Origin of the sequence: Mesorhizobium sp. WSM4989, assembly GCF_029625795.1 — a bacterium.
In the GTDB taxonomy this organism is placed as follows: Bacteria; Pseudomonadota; Alphaproteobacteria; order Rhizobiales; family Rhizobiaceae; genus Mesorhizobium.
In genome coordinates this window covers 268,115-287,404 of sequence record NZ_JARTVN010000002.1, presented here as the reverse complement: position 1 = coordinate 287,404, position 19,290 = coordinate 268,115, and the positions used below count along the sequence as shown (strand labels likewise).

Genomic DNA, 19,290 nt, shown 5'->3' with positions numbered 1-19,290 from the left:
TGCCGTCCCCTCGGGAGCGCTGTATCTTATGTTACGTAATTTGCCTCATTGCGCCCCTGTGAATGATTTCATACAGTTTACGCGGCTTTGTCAAACGCGGAATTCCGAAAACGGCGGCGACCGGGTCAAAGGGTGGGGAAAACGATGATCTCCAGTATTGCCGAACTGATTTCGGACCGCATCGGCACCATGCCGGCAGGCGAGCGCCGCGCCGCGCAGACGCTGATTGCCAACTATCCGCTGACCGGGCTGAAGACCGTGGCCGAGTTCTCGACCGCGGCGGGAGTCTCCTCACCGACGATTCTGCGTTTCGTCGCCAGGTTGGGTTTCCAGAACTATCCCGAATTCCAGTCGGCGCTGCAGGATGAACTGGCCGCGCAATTGCAGTCGCCGGCCTCTCGCACGCTCAACTCGGCGTCGCCCGCCAATGGCGGCGCCGTTTCGCCGATGCTGGAGGCGACGCTCGACAACATGCGCGAGACGTTCCGGCACCTTACCGACAAGCAGTTGGCCGACATTGCCGCACGGCTTGCCGAGCGCCGCGGCAAGACCTTTCTGATCGGCGGCCGCTTCACCGATCCGCTCGCGCGCTACATGGCAGCCCATCTCGCCATCATCCAGCCAGACGTCTACCACCTCGCCGGCCAGGAGAGCATCTGGCGCGACCGGCTGATTGACATGGGCAAGCGCGACGTCCTGGTTATCTTCGACATCAGGCGCTACCAGGAAAGTCTGCTCCGCTTTGCCGAGAAGGCGCACCAGCGCGGCGTCCAAATCGTGCTCTTCACCGATCAGTGGCTCTCGCCGATCGCCCGCTTCGCCCGCCATGTGATCGCCGGGCGTACCGCCGTGCCTTCGGCCTGGGATTCATCCGCCGCCCTCTTTGTCGTCGCCGAAACGCTGATCGGCGCGGTTACGAGGCAGCTCGAAGCCGCCGGCGCCAAGCGCATCCGCGACCTGGAGAGCCTGCGCTAGGCAGTTCCGTCCGTTCGGTTTTCCTTTAACCGAATGGCGGCCGGCATCCCCCAAATTGCGGCAAAAGGTGGGACCGAAGCGATGATCCCGCTTCACGTTACCGAGATTTAATGTGCACGTTTGCGTGATAATTGCCATAAAACGCTGATATTATGATGTGGCGTGGCCGGTATCGCTCTCACGCCGTATCGTCGCTCAGCCTGCTTCCACTTGGAACCGGCGGACGATTCTGCCGCTGGAGTGTCAATGTCGAGCTGGAAACAGATTGTTCTTGCGCTGGTGATCGTGGTTGCCGCTGCGGCCGCCTGGGCGCGCTTCTATCCCGGCGCGCCTGAGGTATTGGCACGCTGGGGTATTGACTGGGCGATTGCGGCGACGCCCCCCGCCACGGGAAGCATCGAGAGCGGTTCTGTCCGGTCCGGTCGCAATCGCGCCGGCCAGATCGTGACCATTGTCGCCTCCCCTGCCGGCACCGCCACCATCAACGACAGGCTTCAGGCGATCGGGACCGGCCGCGCCAATGCGACAGTCACTGTCAATCCATACTCTTCCGGCCGCCTCACCGAACTGCCGGTGCAGTCCGGCACCCATGTCGAAAAAGGCGATGTCATCGCCAGGCTCGATTCGGAGACGGAAGTGATTGCGCGCGACCGTGCCAAGGTCGCGCTCGACGACGCCCAGGCGAAGCTCGACCGGGTCAAGTCGCTGCGAGCCTCCAATGCCGCCACGCAAGTTGCCGTCGCGGATGCCGAGGTGGCGCTCGCCAATGCCAAGCTGGCGCTGCGCGATGCCGAGCTCGCGCTCGAGCGCCGCTCGGTCGTCGCGCCTATCGAAGGCACTGTCGGTATCCTGCCGATCGCCGCCGGCAACTATGTCACCAGCCAGTCGGCGATCGCCACGCTTGACGACCGCTCGAGCATATTGGTCGATTTCTGGGTGCCGGAGCGTTTCGCCGCCGCTGTAAAGGTCGGACAGCGATTGTCGGCCACGCCGCTGGCCAACCCCAACCAGGTCTATTCCGGCACGGTTTCGGCCATCGACAACCATATCGACGAGAACAGCCGCACGCTGCTCGTCAAGGCGACGATCGCCAACCCGGCGGATTCGCTGCGCGCCGGCATGTCGTTCCAGATCGCCATGAAATTCCCCGGCGACACCTATCCGGCCGTCAGCCCACTGGCCATCCAGTGGGGCACCGACGGCGCCTATATCTGGACCGTCGAAAACGGCAAGGCAAAGCGCGTGCCGGTGCGCATCATCCAGCGCAACACCGAGACGGTGCTGATCGATGCTCCCGTCGAGAGCGGCGACATGGTGGTGACCGAAGGCACGGAGAGTGTCAGCGAAGGCGGCGACGTCCGGATCGCCGGCGAGGACCGCGCCACCGCGGCCGAAGGCTCATGAGCGCCACCGGCGACCAGACCGCGGGATCGGGCCTGACCGCGCTCTTCATCCGCAGGCCGGTCATGGCCTTCGTGCTCAACACGCTCATCGCGGTCGCCGGCCTCGCAGCCTTCTGGGGCGTCGAAATCCGCGAACTGCCGGATGTCGACCGCCCGGTCATCACCGTCAACACCACCTTCGAGGGCGCGGCCGCCGAAACCGTCGACCGCGAGTTGACCGACCCGATCGAGGGCGCCGTCGCGCGCGTCTCGGGTGTCAAGTCGATCTCGTCGACTTCATCTTTCGGCCAGAGCCGCGTCACCATCGAGTTCAACGACGGCGTCGATCTCAATGTAGCCGCCTCCGATGTCCGCGATTCCGTCAGCCGCATCACCAACCAACTGCCCGAGACCGCCGATGCGCCGCGCATCGTCAAGGCCGACGCCAATTCCGACCCGGTGATGCGGCTGGCGGTCACGTCCTACACCATGTCGGTGCAGGACATGACGGTGCTGGTCCAGGACCGCATCGAGGACGAGCTCGCCGCCGTTCCAGGGGTCGCCGACGTCCAGGTATCCGGCGACCGCGACAAAATCTTCCGCATCGACGTCGACCAGAACAAGCTGGCAAGCCACGGCTTCACCGTGGCGGATTTGCGCAAGGCGCTCGCCTCCGTCGCCTTCGATTCCCCGGCCGGCTCGATCACCACCACAAACCAGGACCTCGTCGTGCGCACGACGGCCGACGTGACCACGCCGGAGGAATTCGAGAGCATCGTCATCGGCGGCGCGACGCGCATCCGCGACGTCGCCACCGTGACGCTCGGCCCCGACATCGGCCAGACCTCATTGCGCTCCGACGGCAAAACCGGCATCGGCCTCGGCATCATCCGCCAGGCGGAATCGAACACGCTCGATATATCGACCGGCGTCAGGGCCGCCGTGGAGAAGCTCCAGGCAAACCTTCCGCAAGGCATGTCGATCAAGGTCACCAGCGACGATGCCGTCTTCGTCAACGCCGCTGTGCACGAGGTTGAGATCGCGCTCGCGCTTTCCGTCTCGATCGTGCTGATCGTCATCTACGCCTTCCTGCTCGACTGGCGCGCGACGCTGATCCCGGGCCTGTCGATGCCGGTCGCCATGATCGGCACCATCGCCGCGATCTACCTCGCCGGCTTTTCCATCAACATCCTGACGCTGCTGGCGCTGGTTCTGGCGACGGGCCTCGTCGTCGACGACGCCATCGTCGTGCTCGAAAATATCGTGCGCCGCCGCAACGAGGGCATGGGGCCGCGCGCGGCCGCCGTGCTCGGCACCCAGGAAGTCTTCTTCGCCGTCGTTGCCACGACGCTGACCCTGGTCGCCGTCTTCGTGCCGATCTCCTTCCTGCCGGGACAGACCGGCGGGCTCTTTCGCGAGTTCGGCTTCGTGCTGGCGATGTCGGTACTGCTCTCCTGCGTCGTGGCGCTGACGCTCTGCCCGATGCTCGCCTCGCGCATGCTGACCAGCGCCTCTCTTCACCACGAAGGTGGCAGCGGCGTGGGCGCTCGCATCGGCGGCGCATTGCATCGGCTCTACAAGCGCTGCCTGCATGCCTGCCTCGGCGCCCCCTGGATCGTAGTGCTCGTCGCTATGCTCTTCGCTGGCACCGCCTTCACTTTGTTCGGCACGATACGTCAGGAGCTGACGCCGACCGAAGACCGCGCCGTCGTTTTGCTGCGCATCAACGCGCCGCAAGGAGTCAGCCTCGACTATACCACCGAGCAGATGCGCAAGATCGAGCGGCTGATCCAGCCTTTGCGCGATTCCGGCGAGATCCGCAGCACCTTCGCGAATGCCGGCAACAACGGCGCCTACAACAGCGGCTTCATGGTGATGACGCTGGCGCCGTGGGACGAGCGGACGCGCAGCCAGCAGGAGATCATGGCCGAGATCAGCCGCCTGACGAAGCAGGTGCCAAGCGTCCGCGTTTTCCCGGTTCAGCCCAACAGCCTTCGCATCCGTGGCGCCGGCAGCGGCCTGCAATTCGCCCTGGTCGGCAACGACCGCAAGGCGCTAAGCGCGGCGGCGGTGCAGATCGTCGAGGAGATGCGGCAGGATCCGCGCTTCCAAGCACCGCGACTTTCCGTCGACCTTACGCAGCCGCAGCTTGCCGTCGCCATCGACCGTGAGCGCGCCTCCGACCTCGGCATCGACATCACCGGGCTTGCGGACACGCTGCAGGCAATGCTCGACGGCAACGATGTCGTCGACGTCTACATCGCCGACCGCAGCTATGGCGTGAAGCTGGTCTCGACCACCAATCCAATCAACGATCCGACCGATCTGGAAAACATTTTTCTGAAAACGTCGGACGGCCGCTTCGTGCCGATGTCGACCATCGCCACGCTGACCGAGCGCGCCGTGCCGCCGTCCCTCACTCGCGAGCAGCAGCAGCCGTCCGTGGCGATCACCGCCAATCTGGGCGGCAGCTTCGCGCTCGGCGATGCGCTGACGCGCGCCGAGGAAATCGCAACACCGCTGCTGCCGTCGGACGCGCGGATCGTGCCGCTGGCCGAGGCGGCGACGCTCGGCGAGAGCAACAGCGCCATGGCGACCATCTTCGGTTTCGCGCTGGTCATCATCCTTCTGGTGCTGGCGGCCCAGTTCGAGAGCTTCGTCAGCGCCGTCATCATCATGGCGACAGTGCCGCTCGGGCTCGCCTGCGCCATCTTCGCGCTGCTTTTGTCGGGCACCAGCCTCAATGCCTACAGCCAGATCGGCCTGGTCCTCCTGGTCGGGGTCATGGCCAAGAACGGCATCCTGATCGTCGAGTTCGCCAACCAGCTGCGCGACCGCGGGCTTGGCGTGCGCGAGGCGATCGAAGAGGCCGCCACCATTCGCCTTCGCCCGGTGATGATGACGATGATCTGCACCGTGCTCGGCGGCGTGCCGCTGGTGCTGGCTTCGGGCGCAGGCGCCGAGGCGCGCGTGGCGCTCGGTTGGGTGATCGTCGGCGGCCTTGGCCTGGCGACCGTCTCCACGCTTTTCCTGACCCCTGTCGCCTATCTCTTGCTCGGCCGCTTCGTCACGCCCAAGGCGCATGAGGAAGCCCGCGTGAAGCGCGAACTCGAGCAAGCCGCCTATGCCAATGTCGAGCCGGCGGAATAGTGGACGAGCACGAGCCAGGCAGCTCAGCTACTTGCCGGTGAATTCGGGCAGCCGAATGTATGGATTGCGCTGATCGTAGGAATATCTTGGCTCGCCTTTGCCTGACGAAACGGCACCCGCTATGAGCACTCCTTTCGGCCCAAACTGATAATCGATGCCGGCACAAAGATGGGCGAGCGTTTCATAGTCGAAGTTGCGCAATTCGCTGCCGGCTGCGAATGCAGCCGCTTTCAATGCATCGGACGAAAGCGAGCCGAGCATGCTATCGCGATAGGCCCTGACCTTGGCCTTGCTGAGCCGCGATGACTGGCATTCAGAGCCGACGACGCGCGCCAGCATGATATTTCTAATTGCGGTCGATGCTGGATCATTCAAAGAGGCCGAATATTTATTGAGAAAATAGTTCGTACCCGGATCATTGGTCATCGACTTGCGCCAAATGGGCGGGAACTTGTCGGCGGCCTCGGCAGTAAATGTACCTGCCATTGACACCAGGACGAATCCGACAAACCACCGTAGCCTCATAGACGCGACCTCGAGTTATTTTGATCAGGGCTTAACAAACACCTTGCCGTTCGGCTTGACCAGCTCGTCCGACAGCCTGGCCATGGCCTCGTCCAGCGGCACCACCGCTGTCACATCCGTCGACCAGCGCCCGTCGGAAAACCTCTTCTGCGCCTCCAGCACCGCCGGGCCGAGCCGGTCGCGGAACTGCCGCATCCATTCGGCCAGCCAGAAGCCTTCGATGCGCTTGTGCTGGAAGATCAGTTGGCCGGGCTCGCGGATGACAGTCGCCTCGGCGTCGAGCCTCCCATAGACGATCCAGCGCGAGCGCTTCGGCATGACGTTGAAGATGACCGAGGCAAGCGGTCCGGTGACTGCGTCCAGGAAGATGCGGGGCTGCTCCGCCTTCATCACCTCGCGCAGCGCGGCCTCGAAATCCGCCGCCTTCTCGTTGAGCGCATGGGCGGCGCCCAGCTCTTTCAGCAGCGGGATCTGCTCGTCGCGGCGCACGGTGACGATCGGCCGAAAACCCTCCTCTTTCGCCAGCCCGATGATCAGCTTGCAGAGCTGGCTGGCGCCGGCAGTCATGATGAAAGCCTTCTCACCCTCCTGCTTGACGATGTCGAACATGGCTAAGGCGGTCAGCGGATTGACGATCATCGCCGCGGCGTCCTCGTCGCGCACCGTGTCGAGCAGTGGAATACAGGAAGCCGCCTCGGCGACCGCGTATTCTGCCCAGGCGCCCCAGTTCGACACGCCGGTGGCGAAGGCGACGCGCTTGCCCGCAAGGCTTTTTGCGTATGGATCGTCGCCAGTCGAGGCCACGATTCCGACGCCCTCAAATCCGGCCGGCCGGCCCTGCACACGGGGCTGGCCGTATTGCCCTGTGATGAAGGCGATATCGGACGGGTTGATTGAGGCGAGACTGACCTTGATCAGCGCTTGTGTCGGACCAGGCGCCGGCACGGCGATGCTGCCGGGCTTCAAATAAGGCTCCATCGCCTCCGGCACGCTGGCCGAAGGCGTTTTGCTGTAGCCGTCGCCGACAAGCAGCAAGCCTCGCATTTCCGATGGAAGCGTCATGGCGGTCAGATCTTCTCCTGGGTGTATTTCCTGAGCTCGGCGCGCGCCACCTGCCGCCGGTGCACGGCGTCCGGCCCGTCGGCCAATCGCAGAGTTCTCAGATGCGTCCACGAGCGGGCGAGCGGCGTGTCCTGGCTGATGCCTTGCGCGCCGAACATCTGCACCGCCTCGTCGGTGACCTTGAGCGCGACGCGCGGCGCTACCACCTTGATCTGGCTGATCCAAGGGGCCGCAGCGCGTGCATCGCCCTGGTCGATCATCCAAGCTGCCTTCAGACACAGGAGCCTCGCCATCTCGATCTCCATGCGGCATTCGGCGACGATGTCGAAATTGGCGCCGAGCTTTGCCAGCGATTGGCCGAACGCCTCGCGCCGCAGAGAACGCTGGCACAGCATCTCCAGCGCCATCTCGGCCTGGCCGATCGCACGCATGCAATGATGGATGCGGCCTGGCCCAAGCCGTCCCTGCGCGATCTCGAAGCCCCTGCCCTCGCCGAGGATCAGGTTCGCCGCCGGCACCCGCACATCCTTGAACCTCAGATGCATATGGCCATGCGGCGCGTCGTCGTCGCCATAGACCTGCATAGGCCGGAGCTTGGTGATCCCCTCGCTCTCCGCCGGCACCAGGATCATCGAATGCCGGCGATGCTGCGGCTCCTCGTCCGAGCCGGTCCTCACCATGACGATATAGATGGCGCAGCGCGGATCGCCGGCCCCGGACGCCCACCATTTCTCGCCGTTAAGCACATAGTCGTCGCCCTGCCGCTCGCAGCGCATCGAAATATTGGTGGCATCGGATGAGGCGACGTCCGGCTCGGTCATCAGATAGGCCGAGCGGATCTTCCCTTCGAGCAGCGGCTCCAGCCATTGCCGCCTGTGCTCTTCCGAGCCGTAGCGCTCCAGCACTTCCATATTGCCGGTATCGGGCGCCGAGCAGTTGAAGGTCTCTGCGCCGAGATGCGCCTTGCCCATCTCCTCCGCCAGATAGGCATATTCGACCGTCGACAGGCCGTAGCCGCGCTTGGAATCGGTCAGCCAGAAGTTCCACAGCCCGCGCTCCCGCGCCGTCTTCTTCAGTCCTTCGAGGATTTCAGTCTGCCTGGCCGTGTAAGTCCAGCGGTCACCGTTTCTGCCGACCTCGGCGAGAAACTCCTCGCCGAGCGGTGCGATCTCGTCGCGCACCATCGCGGCCACGCGCTGATGGATCGGCTTCAGCCGCTCGGTCATGCCGAGGTTCATGTCCGCCATCGGTTCCGACCCTTTCGCTTCTTTATCCGTGGCAAGGATGACCGTACTTCGGCTAGCCTTGTCAACGCGAGTCCTTCGGTTCCGGCCGGGACGAGGCGCGCGGGAGGAATTAGGATGAGCTATCTCGACAAGCTGTTCTCGGTCGTCGGCAAGACCGCGCTTGTGACCGGTGCCGCAACAGGCATCGGCCGCATGGTGGCGACCGGACTGGTGCAGGCCGGCGCCACTGTGATGATCGCCTCGCGCAAGGGCGAGGACTGTGTGCGGGTCGCCGACGAAATCAACGCTCAGGGCGGCTCCGGTCGGACCGAGGGGTTTGCCGGCGACGTGTCCAGCGAAGCGGGCATCGCCGCGCTGGTTGCCGAGGTGAAGGTCCGAACGGACCGGCTGCACATCCTGGTCAACAATGCCGGCATTTCCTGGGGCGCGCCGCTCGCAGAGTTTCCCTACCACGCCTGGACGAAGGTGTTGGGCGTCAACGTCACCGCCGTCTTCCACCTGACGCGCGAGCTCTTGCCGCTGCTCGATGCTGCAGCAAGCGACGATGACCCGGCCCGCGTGATCAATCTGGGCTCGGTGATGGGCACGCAGCCGCTGGCCGACGACGCCTATTCCTACACCGCCTCCAAGGCTGCCGTGCATCACCTGACGCGCACGCTGGCGATCGAATTCGCCGCCCGCCGCATCACCGTCAACGCCTTTGCGCCCGGTCCCTTCCAGAGTCGGATGACGGCCTTTGCCACCGCCACGGAGGAGCAGGCGAAACGTGTCGGCAGCCATGTTCCGCTCGGCCGCATCGGCGTGGCGGATGACATTGCCGGCGCAACGCTCTATTTGTGCAGCCGTGCCGGAAGCTATGTCACCGGCGCCATCCTGCCGATCGACGGCGGCCAGTCGGTGCAGCACGGGATGACATTGTTCAAGGAGTAGGACGCCCGGTTCAAGCAATCGCGATCCGGGCGGGGTGCGGAGGACATCAGCGTGGAACCGATCAGTCTCGATACGCTTCTGGCCAGCGTCGGCAAGGAAGTCGGCGTGTCGCCCTGGCGCACGGTGACGCAGCGCATGATCGATCAGTTCGCCGACGCCACCGACGATCACCAGTTCATCCATTGCGATCCGGAACGCGCCGCGCGCGAGACGCCGTTCGGCGGCACCATCGCGCACGGCTTCCTGTCGCTGTCGCTGCTGTCGGCCATGACCTTCGAGACCATGCCGCCGATCGAAAACACCAAGATGGGCGTCAATCACGGCTTCGACACGCTGCGCTTCCTGGCGCCGGTGAAGACCGGCTCGCGCATCCGCACCCATTTCGTGCTGGCCGACGTCAAGGTGCGGCCTTCGGGATGGGTGCAGACGGCGCACGACGTCACCATCGAGATCGAAGGATCGAAGAAGCCGGCGCTCACCGCGCGCTGGCTGACCCTGACGCTGATCGAGCGCCAGCCCGAGACCGCATGAGCGGCGACGCCAACGCGCTCGACCAAGCAGCGCTTGCGCCTTATCTCGAAGCGCATGTGCCTGGTTTTTCCAAGCTTTGCGCGGCCGAAAAATTCAAGTCCGGACAGTCGAACCCGACCTATCTGCTGACCGCCGCCAGCGGCCGCTACGTGCTGCGCGCCAAGCCGCCGGGGCAGTTGCTGAAATCGGCGCATCAGGTCGACCGCGAATTCCGGGTCATGCAGGCGCTGAGCACGACCTCCGTGCCGGTGCCGCGCATGCTCCATCTTTCAGGCGAGATGACGCCGATCGGCCGCATGTTCTACGTCATGGAGTTCCTCGACGGGCGCATCTTCTGGGATCCGTCGCTGCCGGATACATCCGGCAATGACGAGCGTGCCGCGATCTACGACGCCATGAATGCGACCCTCGCCGCCCTGCACCAAGTCGATGTCGAGGCTGTGGGCTTAGGCGATTTCGGCAAGCCCGGCAGCTATTTCCAGCGCCAGTTCGCGCGCTGGACAAGTCAGTACCGCGCCTCCGAAACCGAAAGCATAGCCGCTATGGATCGGCTGATGACCTGGCTGGAGACGCATATGCCGGCCGATGACGGCCGGGTCTCGCTGGTGCATGGCGACTACCGATTGGACAATATGATTTTCGCCAAGGACGAGCCGAAGGTCATCGCCGTGCTCGACTGGGAACTGTCGACGCTTGGCCATCCTTTTGCCGACCTCGCCTATCAATGCATGCAATGGCGGCTGCCGCATGCGTCGGGCTTTCGCGGCCTAGACGGCATCGACCGCGCCTCGATCGGCCTGCCGTCCGAGGAGGCCTATGTCGCCGCCTATTGCCGCCGGCGCGGCATCGACGGCATCGGCAACTGGACCTTCTTCCTCGCCTTCTCCTTCTTCCGCCTGGCGGCGATCTGCCAGGGTGTCTACCGCCGCGCGCTGGACGGCAATGCCTCCAACCCGGAAAAGGCCAGGACCTATGGCGAGGCGGTGAAGCTGCTCGCCGCGCTGGCGGTGGAACTGATTGACAAGAAAAGTTGAGGGAGCCAAGCCGGGGTCGTTTCGATGGAGCGACGGTGTTTTAGCCGGTGCGACAGGCGGCCTCGGCAGCGGCGCGGCCAAAGCCTTCGCCACTGAGGGCGAGCGGCCATGCGCTGGCGCTGGACGGCGGCATTAGCGCGATCTAGTTCGGAAAAAGTGGGTAGCGGCTTTCCTGTTCGGAATTAAGTAGGAACAAAGCGTTAGGGCGTAGTTGGGGAACCAGGCCGCTCCCTTGTCCGTTTCCGTACAGCGTATATAATTTTGTCAGGCAACCAACCATAAAGGCAGGCGGAAATTGCCGCTGAGCGTTCAGAAACGCCGCGAGAAACAGAAAGCCGAGCTTCGTTCCGAACTGGTCGACGCAGCTCACAAGCTTGTGCAGGAAGAGGGCTACGAAGGGCTTACCATTCGCAAGCTTGCCAAGCGGGTCGGCTACGCGCCGATGTCGGTCTATTCCTATTTTGCCGATAAGCAGGACATCCTGTTCGCGCTCGCCGAGGACGCGTTCGAAACGCTTGCCCGCCGCATCGAGGAGCACCCGGCAGACGATCCCGTTGAGGCGCTGCGGGCTGTGATGACCGAGTATGCCGCCTTCGGGCTCGGCAATCCCAATGAATACCGCACCGTCTTCATGACAGAGAAGACCCGGCTGCCGGAAGGCCGGAGCTACGAGGACATGGAACAGCGCAATCCGGCTATGAAGGTGCTGATCAGCAGGGTCGAGGCCTGCGTCGCAGCCGGCAAGCTCAAAGGCGACCCTCGCGCCATAGCCACCATGCTGTGGACCGTTGGCCACGGCACGATCTCGCTGCTGATCACCTTTCCCTTCTATCCGTTCGGCGACCCCCAGGCCTATGTGAAGCGGATGTGCGACTTCATGCTGGCCTCGTTGTCGGCGCAAGACATACCCCCGCTCACCGAAACACCGGTCAACTGCTGACCGGCTTCGCCGGCTTGACACAACGCCGGTCGCTTGATTTGCGACGCCGGTTACTCGGTTCAAGCTAATTTGTCGTACGCGTACAAATTCCCTCTTGAATTCAGCCTCCATTAACCGTATATGTACGTTGTGTCGTACATGTACGATTGGAGACGGAAAGATGAAAAAGACAATCCTCGCGCTCGCTGCCTTGCTGGCTTTCTCGGGCGCCGCTTTCGCTGGCGGGAGCCAGCCGGCCAAGCACGCCCCTGCGGCCTGCACCCAGGCTCACACCAATCAGGCGCTCGACTGCGCCGCGACCGGCTCAGTGGAAAAGCCCGATGCCGCCAACACTCAGACGACCAACGGCCCGCGGCTCGGTATCGACGTGAACCCTTGGTTCGTGCCGGGCCTCTAATCAGCGCCAAATCGTAAACGAAACCGGCGGCGCTTGGCCGCCCGTTTTCGTTTAGCCTGAAGCCCGATTTGACTGCGGCGGCGCTCTACTTCTTGTGCGACTTCATTCCAGGCAAGGTCTTGGCCCTGCCAGGCTTTGCCGGCCCGCCGGGGATGGTGGTGCTGGTAATCGACACCGGATCGCTGGCCGGGAAGGTGCCCTCGAGGCCTTCCTCGAGCTCTTCTTCCTCGATCTCGCGATCCCGCTTCAGCGAACGGACCGCCTCTGACTTCTTTGGCGACTTCGGCGCAGACTTGCACGGCATCGGCAGTCTCCTCGCAAGCCGCAGAAACGGCCCGGACCGGTGAAGGCTCCCCGAGGCCGGCCCTTCGGACCGGTTGGCGCAGGATCAGTTCGCCGCGTCGCTCGCCGCTTCCGACAGCAAAGTAAATACATAGTCCGAGAAGGAACGCCAGCATTCCACCCGGAACGTGTCTTCAGCGGTACGCAGCAGCACGATCTCGGACTTGCCGAGAATGGTGCGCGATGCTGCCCCGACCGGGAAGGCCTCGAGCGACAGGTCCTGTGGGCAACCGGAACTGACCGTCACCGCGGCCGCCGGCCCGGCAACCGAGATCGCCACATTGCGATGCGAGATGCCGACCGCGGAGTGCAGCGCCGAAACCTTGGCGCAGTCGGCCAGCGGATCGTTGCCGGCATCGTCGATGACCAGCCATTCGTCCGGCCCGAGCCATAAGGCGGTGCGCCCGCCTTTCGCCGCCGAGGTCTTCGGCTTCGACGGCAGCGTCACGCCGAGCGCCTTGGAGAGCGCGGCGACGGAAGCTTCGGGCGCGCGCAGCGAGATGCGTTCGGCCGGCGGTAGGATCTCGACCTTGACGCCCGGCGCCGACACCGCGCGCCCGGCAAGTGCCGGACGCCGTTCGGCGGCAGCTGAAGCGTCGGCGGCTTTTGTCTTGGCGGTAGCCTTAGCCATTGAGGCGCTCCCCCTTTTCGTCGACGAACACCATGCCGGTGACCTCCACCTCGATCGTGCCGTTCGGCATCGGCACATAGAGCGTCTGGCCCATGCGATCACGGCCGCCGGCGACCAGCGCCAGCGCGATCGAGCGCCCGCAGTTCTCCGACCAGTAGCTGGAGGTGACGTGGCCGATCATCTTCATCGGGATCGCCTGTTTCGGATCCTCGACGATCTGCGCGCCTTCTTCCAACACGACCTTCGGATCCTTGGCCTTCAGGCCGACCAGTTGCTTGCGGCCCTTGGCGACGAGATCCGCGCGCATCATGCCGCGGATGCCGACGAAGTCGGTCTTCTTCTTGCCGACCGCCCAGTCGAGACCGGCATCGTTCGGCGTCACCGTGCCGTCCGTATCCTGGCCGACGATGATGTAGCCCTTTTCGGCGCGCAGCACGTGCATTGTTTCGGTGCCGTAAGCGGTCGCGCCATGCTTCTGGCCTTCGGCCCACAGCGCTTCCCACACCGCTTCGCCATAGTCGGCCGGCACGTTGACCTCGAAGCCGCGCTCGCCGGTGAAAGACATGCGGAACAGCCGCGTCGGCACGCCGCAGATCTTGCCTTCTCGCACCGACATATGCGGCAGTGCCTCGTCCGACATGTCGATGCCTTCGACCAAAGGCTCGATGATTTTCCGCGCGCTCGGCCCCTGCACGGCGATCACCGCCCATTGCTCGGTGATCGAGGTCAGCCAGACATTGAGATGCGGGAACTCGGTCTGGAGATAATCCTCCATGTGATGCATGACACGCGGCGCGCCGCCGGTGGTCGTCGTCACATGGAAGCGGTCCGGCGCCAGCCTGCCGACGACGCCGTCATCATAGATGAAGCCGTCCTCGCGCAGCATGATGCCGTAGCGGCAGCGGCCGGGCTCCAGCTTCTCCCACGGGTTGGTGTAGAGCAGCTCCATGAACTTCGCCGCATCCGGCCCGACCACCTCGATCTTGCCGAGCGTGGAGGCGTCGAACAGGCCGGCCGCTTTGCGCACCGTCACGCATTCGCGGTTGACAGCGGCGTGCATGTCCTCGCCGGCTTTCGGGAAATACCAGGTGCGCTTCCACTGGCCGACATCCTCGAACACGGCACCTTGGGCGGCCGCCCAGCCATGCGTCGCCGTGCGGCGCGTCGGGTCGAACAGCGCGCCACGCGCATGGCCGACGATCGAGCCGAAGGTGACCGGGGTATAGGGCGCGCGGAACGTGGTGAGACCGACCTGCGGGATCGGCTTGCCGAGCGTCTCGGCGGCGATCGCCAGGCCGTGCATGTTCGACGTCTTACCCTGGTCGGTCGCCATGCCGTTGGTGGTGAAGCGCTTGACGTGCTCGATCGAGTGCATGCCCTCATGCACCGCCTGGCGAATGTCCTTGGCGGTGACATCGTTCTGAAAATCGACGAAGGCCTTGACCGTGGTGCCCGGCCCGGCGCCGGGCGCAGCGCCAAGCATGCCGCGTGACCAGCTTTCACTGGCATCGACCTTTGGCTTGGCGCCCTTGCCCATCTTGCCGCTGGAATCCTTGCCGCCGGCGTCCCTTGCCGCCTGGGCGCCTGCCGCATAGGCCTCGTCGACCGTTGCCTCCAGACCGTCCGTGCCGTTGCAGGCGCCGACCGAGACGCAGTCCTGCGCATAGGTCCCCGGCACGAAGCGTCGCGCCTCCTCGTTGAAGGCGACTTTGCCGCGCGACTGCGAGAACAGATGCACCGACGGCGTCCAGCCGGCGGACATCAGGATGGCGTCGACCGCGATCCTGCGCTCGCCGCCGCCGTTCTTCGGCTGCACCGTCATCGACGATACGCGCAGCTTGCCGCCGGCGCTAACCACAGCGCGACCGAAATTGATCTCGATGCCGAGGCTCCTCGCTTCGTCGATCACCGCCCCCGACGGGTTGTCGCGCAGGTCGACGATGGCAGCGACATTGACGCCGGCCTTCCTCAGGTCGATCGCGGCCGCGTAGGCCGAGTCGTTTGCCGTATAGACGCCGACATTCCTGCCGACCGCCACGCCATAGTGGTTGAGGTAGGTGCGCGCCGCCGATGCCAGCATGACGCCCGGCCGGTCGTTGTTGGCGAACACCATGTGCCGCTCGATGGCGCCGGTCGCGAGCACGACCCGCTTGGCGCGAACCTGCCACAGGCGCTCGCGCGCCAGCTCCCGGCCGGGGCTCTTGAGATGGTCGCTGACCCGCTCGACCAGGCCGACGAAGTTCTGCGCGTAGTACCCGAAAGCTGTCGTGCGCGACAGCACTCGGACATTGTCCATCGCCTTGAGTTTGGCGATCGCGGCTTGTGCCCAGGCAAAGCCGTCCTCGCCATCGATCCTGGCGCCGCTCTCGAAGCGCAGGCTGCCGCCGAATTCGGCCTGCTCGTCGGCGAGGATCACCCGCACGCCGGTTTCGGCTGCGGCAAGCGCCGCAGTGATGCCGGCCGCCCCGCCGCCCAGCACCAGCACGTCGCAATGCGCGTAGCGCGCCGCATAATGGTCGGGATCCGGCCGGTCGGGGGAAACGCCAAGGCCGGCCGTCGCGCGGATCTTCGGCTCATAGAAGTTCAACCAGGCCGACTTCGGCCACATGAAGGTCTTGTAGTAGAAGCCGGCCGAGAACATCGGCGAGGCAATGTCGTTGACCGCGCCGACATCGAAGGCGAGCGAGGGCCAGCGGTTCTGCGAATTGGCGGTGAGCCCGTCATAGAGCTCCTGCACGGTCGCCCGCACATTCGGCGTCTTGCGCGCGTCGTCGCGCACGATCTGCACCAGCGCGTTGGGTTCTTCCGCGCCGGCCGACAGGAAGCCGCGCGGCCGGTGGTACTTGAAGGAGCGGCCGACCAGATGCACGCCGTTGGCGAGCAAGGCCGAGGCCAGCGTGTCGCCCTCGATGCCGATATACTGCTTGCCGTCGAAGCTGAACGAGGCGGTCTTCGCCTGGCTGAGACGCCCGGCGCCGGAGATGCGGAAGGCGGCGTTCATTTCGAGGCTCCAGGCAGCTTCGCGGGCTTCGGCTCGCCGGCCTTGTAGGTCATGACGAACTTGTCGGTCACGGTGTCGCGCACGGCGTTGAAGAAGCGGGCGCAGCCATGGATATGCCGCCAGCGCTCATAGATCACGCCCTTGGGGTTCGAGCGGATGAAGAAGAATTTCTCGAAATCGTCGTCGCTCTCGGCGGCAATGTTGGTCGGGCGCGCGATATGCGCCTCGCCAGCATTGCGGAACTCGAGTTCCGGGCGCTCTTCCTCGCAATAGGGACAGCGGATGAGAAGCATCTAGGTTGATCCTACAATTCGCCATGGCCGACGCGGGCGCCGGCCGGTTGATCGCAAAGCTTCTGGCAGGCCATCTCGGCCATCATCAATGCGCCACCGCCGCCGCCGCCGCTTCGTCGATGAGACGGCCGGTGCGGAAGCGCTCGAGCGTGAAGGGCGCGTTAATCGGGTGCGGGTCGTCCCTGGCGATGGTGTGGGCAAAGACGTTGCCCGAACCTGGCGTCGCCTTGAAGCCGCCGGTGCCCCAGCCGCAATTGACATAGAGGCCCTTGACCGGCGTCTTAGCCAGGATCGGCGAGCGGTCGGGGGTCACGTCGACGATGCCGCCCCAGGAGCGCAGCATCTTCATGCGGGTGAAGATCGGGAACATCTCGCAGATGGCGTCGAGCGTGTGCTGCAGGATGTGCAGGCCGCCGGTTTGCGAATAGGAGATATACTGGTCGGTGCCGGCGCCGATGACCAGCTCGCCCTTGTCCGACTGCGAGATATAGGCGTGCACCGTGTTCGACATGATGACGCATGGCACCACCGGCTTGACCGGCTCCGAGACCAGCGCCTGCAACGGATAACTCTCCAACGGCATGCGCACGCCGGCCATATCCATGATGACCGACGAATGGCCGGCAGCGACGACGCCGACCTTCTTGGCGCCGATGAAGCCGCGCGTCGTCTCGACGCCGGTGACCGCGCCGTTGGCCGCACGCTTGACGCCGGTGACCTCGCAGTTCTGGATGATGTGCACGCCGCGCGCCGAGGCGCCGCGCGCATAACCCCAGGCGACCGCATCGTGGCGGGCCGTGCCGCCGCGGCGCTGCAGCGCGGCACCCATGACCGGATAGCGCGCCTCCTTGGAAATGTTGAGCGGCGGACAGAACTCCTTCGCCTGTTCCGGCGTCAGCCACTCATTGTCGATGCCGTTGAGGCGGTTGGCATGGATGTGGCGCTTGAACACCTGAACGTCATGCACATTGTGCGCGAGCATCATGACGCCGCGCGCCGAATACATGACGTTGTAGTTGAGCTCCTGGCTCAGTCCGTCCCACAACTTCAGCGCATGGTCGTAGATGCCGGCGCTTTCGTCATAGAGATAGTTGGAGCGGATGATGGTGGTGTTGCGGCCGGTGTTGCCGCCGCCGAGCCAGCCCTTTTCCAGCACCGCGACATTGGTGATGCCGTGCTCGGTCGCCAGATAATAGGCGGTGGCCAGGCCGTGGCCGCCGGCGCCGACGATGATGACGTCGTATTCCTTCTTCGGCTCGGGTGAGGTCCATTGCTCTTCCCAGCCCTTGTGGCCGCGCATCGCCTCGCGGGCAATGGCGAATACGGAGTATTTCTTCACGTTCAGCCTCGCGCCAAAAATCGCGGATCTCGGCCGGGCATTCCCCGGCGCGCGTGGTGTATCACTAGCGAAAGCGTGCAGTCACCCTTGCGCTGTTTGCGACGGCGCTTGCCGTTTTGCGCCGCGGCTGCGCGGCGCATGCCCGACAACTTGCATTCCGATCGGCAAGTCAGCTTTCGGGTGGCTGCCGAAATGCCGATTTGCGACCAATCATCCCACCACCGGCTGGACCGGCATAGAGAAAGGATGTGAAATGTTCGCACTCACCGAAAAGGTCGCCATCGTCACCGGCGCCAGTTCCGGCATCGGCCGCGCTACGGCCAGTCTGTTCGCCGAGCAGGGCGCCAGTCTCGTCGTCGCGGCGCGCCGCCGGGCCGAACTCGATGCACTCGTCGGCGAAATCGAGACGGCCGGTGGAACCGCAATTGCACTCGCCGGCGATGTCCGAGACGAAGCCTATGCCAGGGCTCTGGTCGAGCTTGCAGTCGAAAGGTTCGGCGGCCTCGACATTGCCTTCAACAATGCCGGCGCCGTCGGCTTGATGGCGCAGGTTCCGGAGATGGCGCCGGCGACTTGGCACGACACGATCGACACCAATTTGACCAGCGCCTTCCTCGCCGCCAGGCACCAGATCCCGGCGATGCTGGAGCGCGGCGGCGGCTCGCTGATCTTCACCTCGAGCTTCGTCGGCTATACCGCCGGCATGCCGGGCATGGCCGCCTATGCCGCCGCCAAGGCGGGTTTGATCGGGCTGACGCAGGTGCTGGCCGCCGAATACGGCCCGAAAGGGCTGCGCGTCAACGCGCTGCTGCCCGGCGGCACCGACACGCCCGCAGCGACGTTCAAGACGCCGGAGTCGCGGACATTCGTCGAAAACCTGCATGCCTTGAAGCGTGTGGCCCGGCCCGAGGAGATCGCCCGCTCAGCGCTCTACCTTGCCTCGGACGCCTCAAGCTTCACCACCGGCGCGGCGCTGTTTGCCGATGGTGGCGTCTCGATCAATCGGACGTGAATCATCTGACGGTCGGCAGCCATGCTCATCCGCTGAAATCGCGCGACGGGGCCTTGCATTCCGGTCCGTTTTGACGATTTGGTTTCCCGTCGAAAACGGATCGGAACGATGCTGCTGATCAGAACCTATGTAGCCCAGAGCGCCATCGAAGGCGTCGGCGTTTTCGCCGCCGAGCCGGTCAGGAAAGGTTCCTCCATCTGGCGGCTCGATCCCGATTTCGACCGGCTGATCCCCATGGAGAAATACGAGAAGGCGCCGCCGCATCTCAAGGAATTGCTCGACCGCTACGCCTATCCGAGCCCGGACAAGCCGGGTTTCATGGTATATGAGGTCGACAATGGCCGCTTCATGAACCATTCCGAGCGGCCGAACACGGATTTCTCCCAATATGGTGGCGCCACAGCGACCCGGGATATCGCGGCCGGCGAGGAAATCACTTGCGACTATGGCGAATTCTTTGAGGATTTCGCCCGTCTGCATCTGGCGACCGCCTAAGGCT

Annotated in this window: 18 protein-coding genes; 10 read left to right on the top strand and 8 right to left on the bottom strand. The window is 64.5% G+C overall.

The annotated features are described in order from the left end of the window. The first annotated feature begins 144 nt into the window (after positions 1 to 144). The 3 genes from P9217_RS14140 (at position 145) to P9217_RS14130 (ending at position 5,507) form a co-directional block, all read left to right on the top strand. A complete protein-coding gene (locus tag P9217_RS14140; RefSeq protein WP_067002767.1) occupies positions 145 to 975 on the top strand; it encodes a MurR/RpiR family transcriptional regulator in 831 nt (276 codons plus the stop codon). Between the two features lie 246 nt (positions 976 to 1,221). Then, positions 1,222 to 2,379: an efflux RND transporter periplasmic adaptor subunit gene (locus P9217_RS14135; RefSeq protein WP_127239422.1), complete on the top strand. Its 1,158-nt coding sequence runs from the start codon at positions 1,222 to 1,224 to the stop codon at positions 2,377 to 2,379. Further along, on the top strand, positions 2,376 to 5,507 hold the full coding sequence (locus tag P9217_RS14130) for an efflux RND transporter permease subunit (RefSeq protein ID WP_278087095.1): 3,132 nt from the start codon (positions 2,376 to 2,378) through the stop codon (positions 5,505 to 5,507). The genes P9217_RS14135 and P9217_RS14130 overlap by 4 nt, the downstream gene beginning before the upstream one ends. A 27-nt stretch (positions 5,508 to 5,534) precedes the next feature. Here P9217_RS14130 and P9217_RS14125 read toward each other — a convergent pair whose 3' ends face one another. The 3 genes from P9217_RS14125 to P9217_RS14115 all read right to left on the bottom strand — a co-directional run bounded on the left by P9217_RS14125 (position 5,535) and on the right by P9217_RS14115 (position 8,341). Further along, positions 5,535 to 5,993: a hypothetical protein gene (locus tag P9217_RS14125; RefSeq protein WP_164747693.1), complete on the bottom strand. Its 459-nt coding sequence runs from the start codon at positions 5,991 to 5,993 to the stop codon at positions 5,535 to 5,537. Positions 5,994 to 6,056: 63 nt separating this feature from the next. Continuing rightward, a complete protein-coding gene (locus tag P9217_RS14120; RefSeq protein WP_127325951.1) occupies positions 6,057 to 7,094 on the bottom strand; it encodes a zinc-binding dehydrogenase in 1,038 nt (345 codons plus the stop codon). 5 nt (positions 7,095 to 7,099) lie between these two features. Then, positions 7,100 to 8,341, bottom strand: coding sequence for an acyl-CoA dehydrogenase family protein (locus tag P9217_RS14115; protein WP_278087094.1), 1,242 nt, complete (start codon positions 8,339 to 8,341; stop codon positions 7,100 to 7,102). 114 nt (positions 8,342 to 8,455) lie between these two features. Between P9217_RS14115 and P9217_RS14110 the strand changes: the two genes are divergently transcribed. The 5 genes from P9217_RS14110 to P9217_RS14090 all read left to right on the top strand — a co-directional run bounded on the left by P9217_RS14110 (position 8,456) and on the right by P9217_RS14090 (position 12,173). After that, entirely contained in the window at positions 8,456 to 9,271 is an 816-nt protein-coding gene (locus P9217_RS14110; RefSeq protein WP_095823444.1) for an SDR family oxidoreductase, read from the top strand. 45 nt (positions 9,272 to 9,316) lie between these two features. Next, positions 9,317 to 9,802 carry a MaoC family dehydratase gene (locus P9217_RS14105; protein WP_277816115.1) on the top strand — a complete coding sequence of 162 codons (486 nt, stop codon included), beginning with the start codon at positions 9,317 to 9,319 and terminating at the stop codon, positions 9,800 to 9,802. After that, positions 9,799 to 10,836: a phosphotransferase gene (locus P9217_RS14100; protein ID WP_127324640.1), complete on the top strand. Its 1,038-nt coding sequence runs from the start codon at positions 9,799 to 9,801 to the stop codon at positions 10,834 to 10,836. Before P9217_RS14105 ends, P9217_RS14100 begins: the two co-directional genes overlap by 4 nt. 295 nt (positions 10,837 to 11,131) lie before the next feature. Next, positions 11,132 to 11,776 (top strand): TetR/AcrR family transcriptional regulator, encoded by a 645-nt coding sequence (locus P9217_RS14095; protein WP_278087092.1) that lies wholly within the window; start codon positions 11,132 to 11,134, stop codon positions 11,774 to 11,776. Positions 11,777 to 11,936: 160 nt separating this feature from the next. Further along, the gene (locus P9217_RS14090; RefSeq protein WP_095800511.1) at positions 11,937 to 12,173 is read left to right on the top strand and encodes a DUF680 domain-containing protein; all 237 of its coding nucleotides are present in this window, start codon (positions 11,937 to 11,939) and stop codon (positions 12,171 to 12,173) included. 85 nt (positions 12,174 to 12,258) lie between these two features. Here the strand turns inward: P9217_RS14090 and P9217_RS14085 are convergent, their stop codons facing one another. The 5 genes from P9217_RS14085 to P9217_RS14065 all read right to left on the bottom strand — a co-directional run bounded on the left by P9217_RS14085 (position 12,259) and on the right by P9217_RS14065 (position 17,779). Continuing rightward, positions 12,259 to 12,477 carry a hypothetical protein gene (locus P9217_RS14085; protein ID WP_278087091.1) on the bottom strand — a complete coding sequence of 73 codons (219 nt, stop codon included), beginning with the start codon at positions 12,475 to 12,477 and terminating at the stop codon, positions 12,259 to 12,261. 84 nt (positions 12,478 to 12,561) lie between these two features. After that, entirely contained in the window at positions 12,562 to 13,146 is a 585-nt protein-coding gene (locus P9217_RS14080; protein ID WP_067325799.1) for a sarcosine oxidase subunit gamma, read from the bottom strand. Next, positions 13,139 to 16,147: a sarcosine oxidase subunit alpha gene (locus P9217_RS14075; RefSeq protein WP_278087090.1), complete on the bottom strand. Its 3,009-nt coding sequence runs from the start codon at positions 16,145 to 16,147 to the stop codon at positions 13,139 to 13,141. The genes P9217_RS14080 and P9217_RS14075 overlap by 8 nt, the downstream gene beginning before the upstream one ends. Continuing rightward, positions 16,144 to 16,440 carry a sarcosine oxidase subunit delta gene (locus P9217_RS14070; RefSeq protein ID WP_067325793.1) on the bottom strand — a complete coding sequence of 99 codons (297 nt, stop codon included), beginning with the start codon at positions 16,438 to 16,440 and terminating at the stop codon, positions 16,144 to 16,146. Before P9217_RS14070 ends, P9217_RS14075 begins: the two co-directional genes overlap by 4 nt. 85 nt (positions 16,441 to 16,525) lie before the next feature. Further along, on the bottom strand, positions 16,526 to 17,779 hold the full coding sequence (locus tag P9217_RS14065) for a sarcosine oxidase subunit beta (protein WP_067002609.1): 1,254 nt from the start codon (positions 17,777 to 17,779) through the stop codon (positions 16,526 to 16,528). A 253-nt stretch (positions 17,780 to 18,032) separates the two neighbouring features. Between P9217_RS14065 and P9217_RS14060 the strand changes: the two genes are divergently transcribed. Continuing rightward, positions 18,033 to 18,791: an SDR family oxidoreductase gene (locus tag P9217_RS14060; RefSeq protein WP_067325787.1), complete on the top strand. Its 759-nt coding sequence runs from the start codon at positions 18,033 to 18,035 to the stop codon at positions 18,789 to 18,791. Positions 18,792 to 18,899: 108 nt separating this feature from the next. Then, on the top strand, positions 18,900 to 19,286 hold the full coding sequence (locus tag P9217_RS14055; RefSeq protein WP_278087089.1) for an SET domain-containing protein-lysine N-methyltransferase: 387 nt from the start codon (positions 18,900 to 18,902) through the stop codon (positions 19,284 to 19,286). The last annotated feature ends 4 nt before the right edge of the window (positions 19,287 to 19,290 follow it).

Coding starts and splice junctions, on each gene's coding strand:
- P9217_RS14140 (WP_067002767.1), top strand. CDS start 145: ATGATCTCCAGTATTGCCGAACTGATTTCGGACCGCATCGGCACCATG.
- P9217_RS14135 (WP_127239422.1), top strand. CDS start 1,222: ATGTCGAGCTGGAAACAGATTGTTCTTGCGCTGGTGATCGTGGTTGCC.
- P9217_RS14130 (WP_278087095.1), top strand. CDS start 2,376: ATGAGCGCCACCGGCGACCAGACCGCGGGATCGGGCCTGACCGCGCTC.
- P9217_RS14125 (WP_164747693.1), bottom strand. CDS start 5,993: ATGGCAGGTACATTTACTGCCGAGGCCGCCGACAAGTTCCCGCCCATT.
- P9217_RS14120 (WP_127325951.1), bottom strand. CDS start 7,094: ATGACGCTTCCATCGGAAATGCGAGGCTTGCTGCTTGTCGGCGACGGC.
- P9217_RS14115 (WP_278087094.1), bottom strand. CDS start 8,341: ATGGCGGACATGAACCTCGGCATGACCGAGCGGCTGAAGCCGATCCAT.
- P9217_RS14110 (WP_095823444.1), top strand. CDS start 8,456: ATGAGCTATCTCGACAAGCTGTTCTCGGTCGTCGGCAAGACCGCGCTT.
- P9217_RS14100 (WP_127324640.1), top strand. CDS start 9,799: ATGAGCGGCGACGCCAACGCGCTCGACCAAGCAGCGCTTGCGCCTTAT.
- P9217_RS14090 (WP_095800511.1), top strand. CDS start 11,937: ATGAAAAAGACAATCCTCGCGCTCGCTGCCTTGCTGGCTTTCTCGGGC.
- P9217_RS14085 (WP_278087091.1), bottom strand. CDS start 12,477: ATGCCGTGCAAGTCTGCGCCGAAGTCGCCAAAGAAGTCAGAGGCGGTC.
- P9217_RS14080 (WP_067325799.1), bottom strand. CDS start 13,146: ATGGCTAAGGCTACCGCCAAGACAAAAGCCGCCGACGCTTCAGCTGCC.
- P9217_RS14075 (WP_278087090.1), bottom strand. CDS start 16,147: ATGAACGCCGCCTTCCGCATCTCCGGCGCCGGGCGTCTCAGCCAGGCG.
- P9217_RS14070 (WP_067325793.1), bottom strand. CDS start 16,440: ATGCTTCTCATCCGCTGTCCCTATTGCGAGGAAGAGCGCCCGGAACTC.
- P9217_RS14060 (WP_067325787.1), top strand. CDS start 18,033: ATGTTCGCACTCACCGAAAAGGTCGCCATCGTCACCGGCGCCAGTTCC.
- P9217_RS14055 (WP_278087089.1), top strand. CDS start 18,900: ATGCTGCTGATCAGAACCTATGTAGCCCAGAGCGCCATCGAAGGCGTC.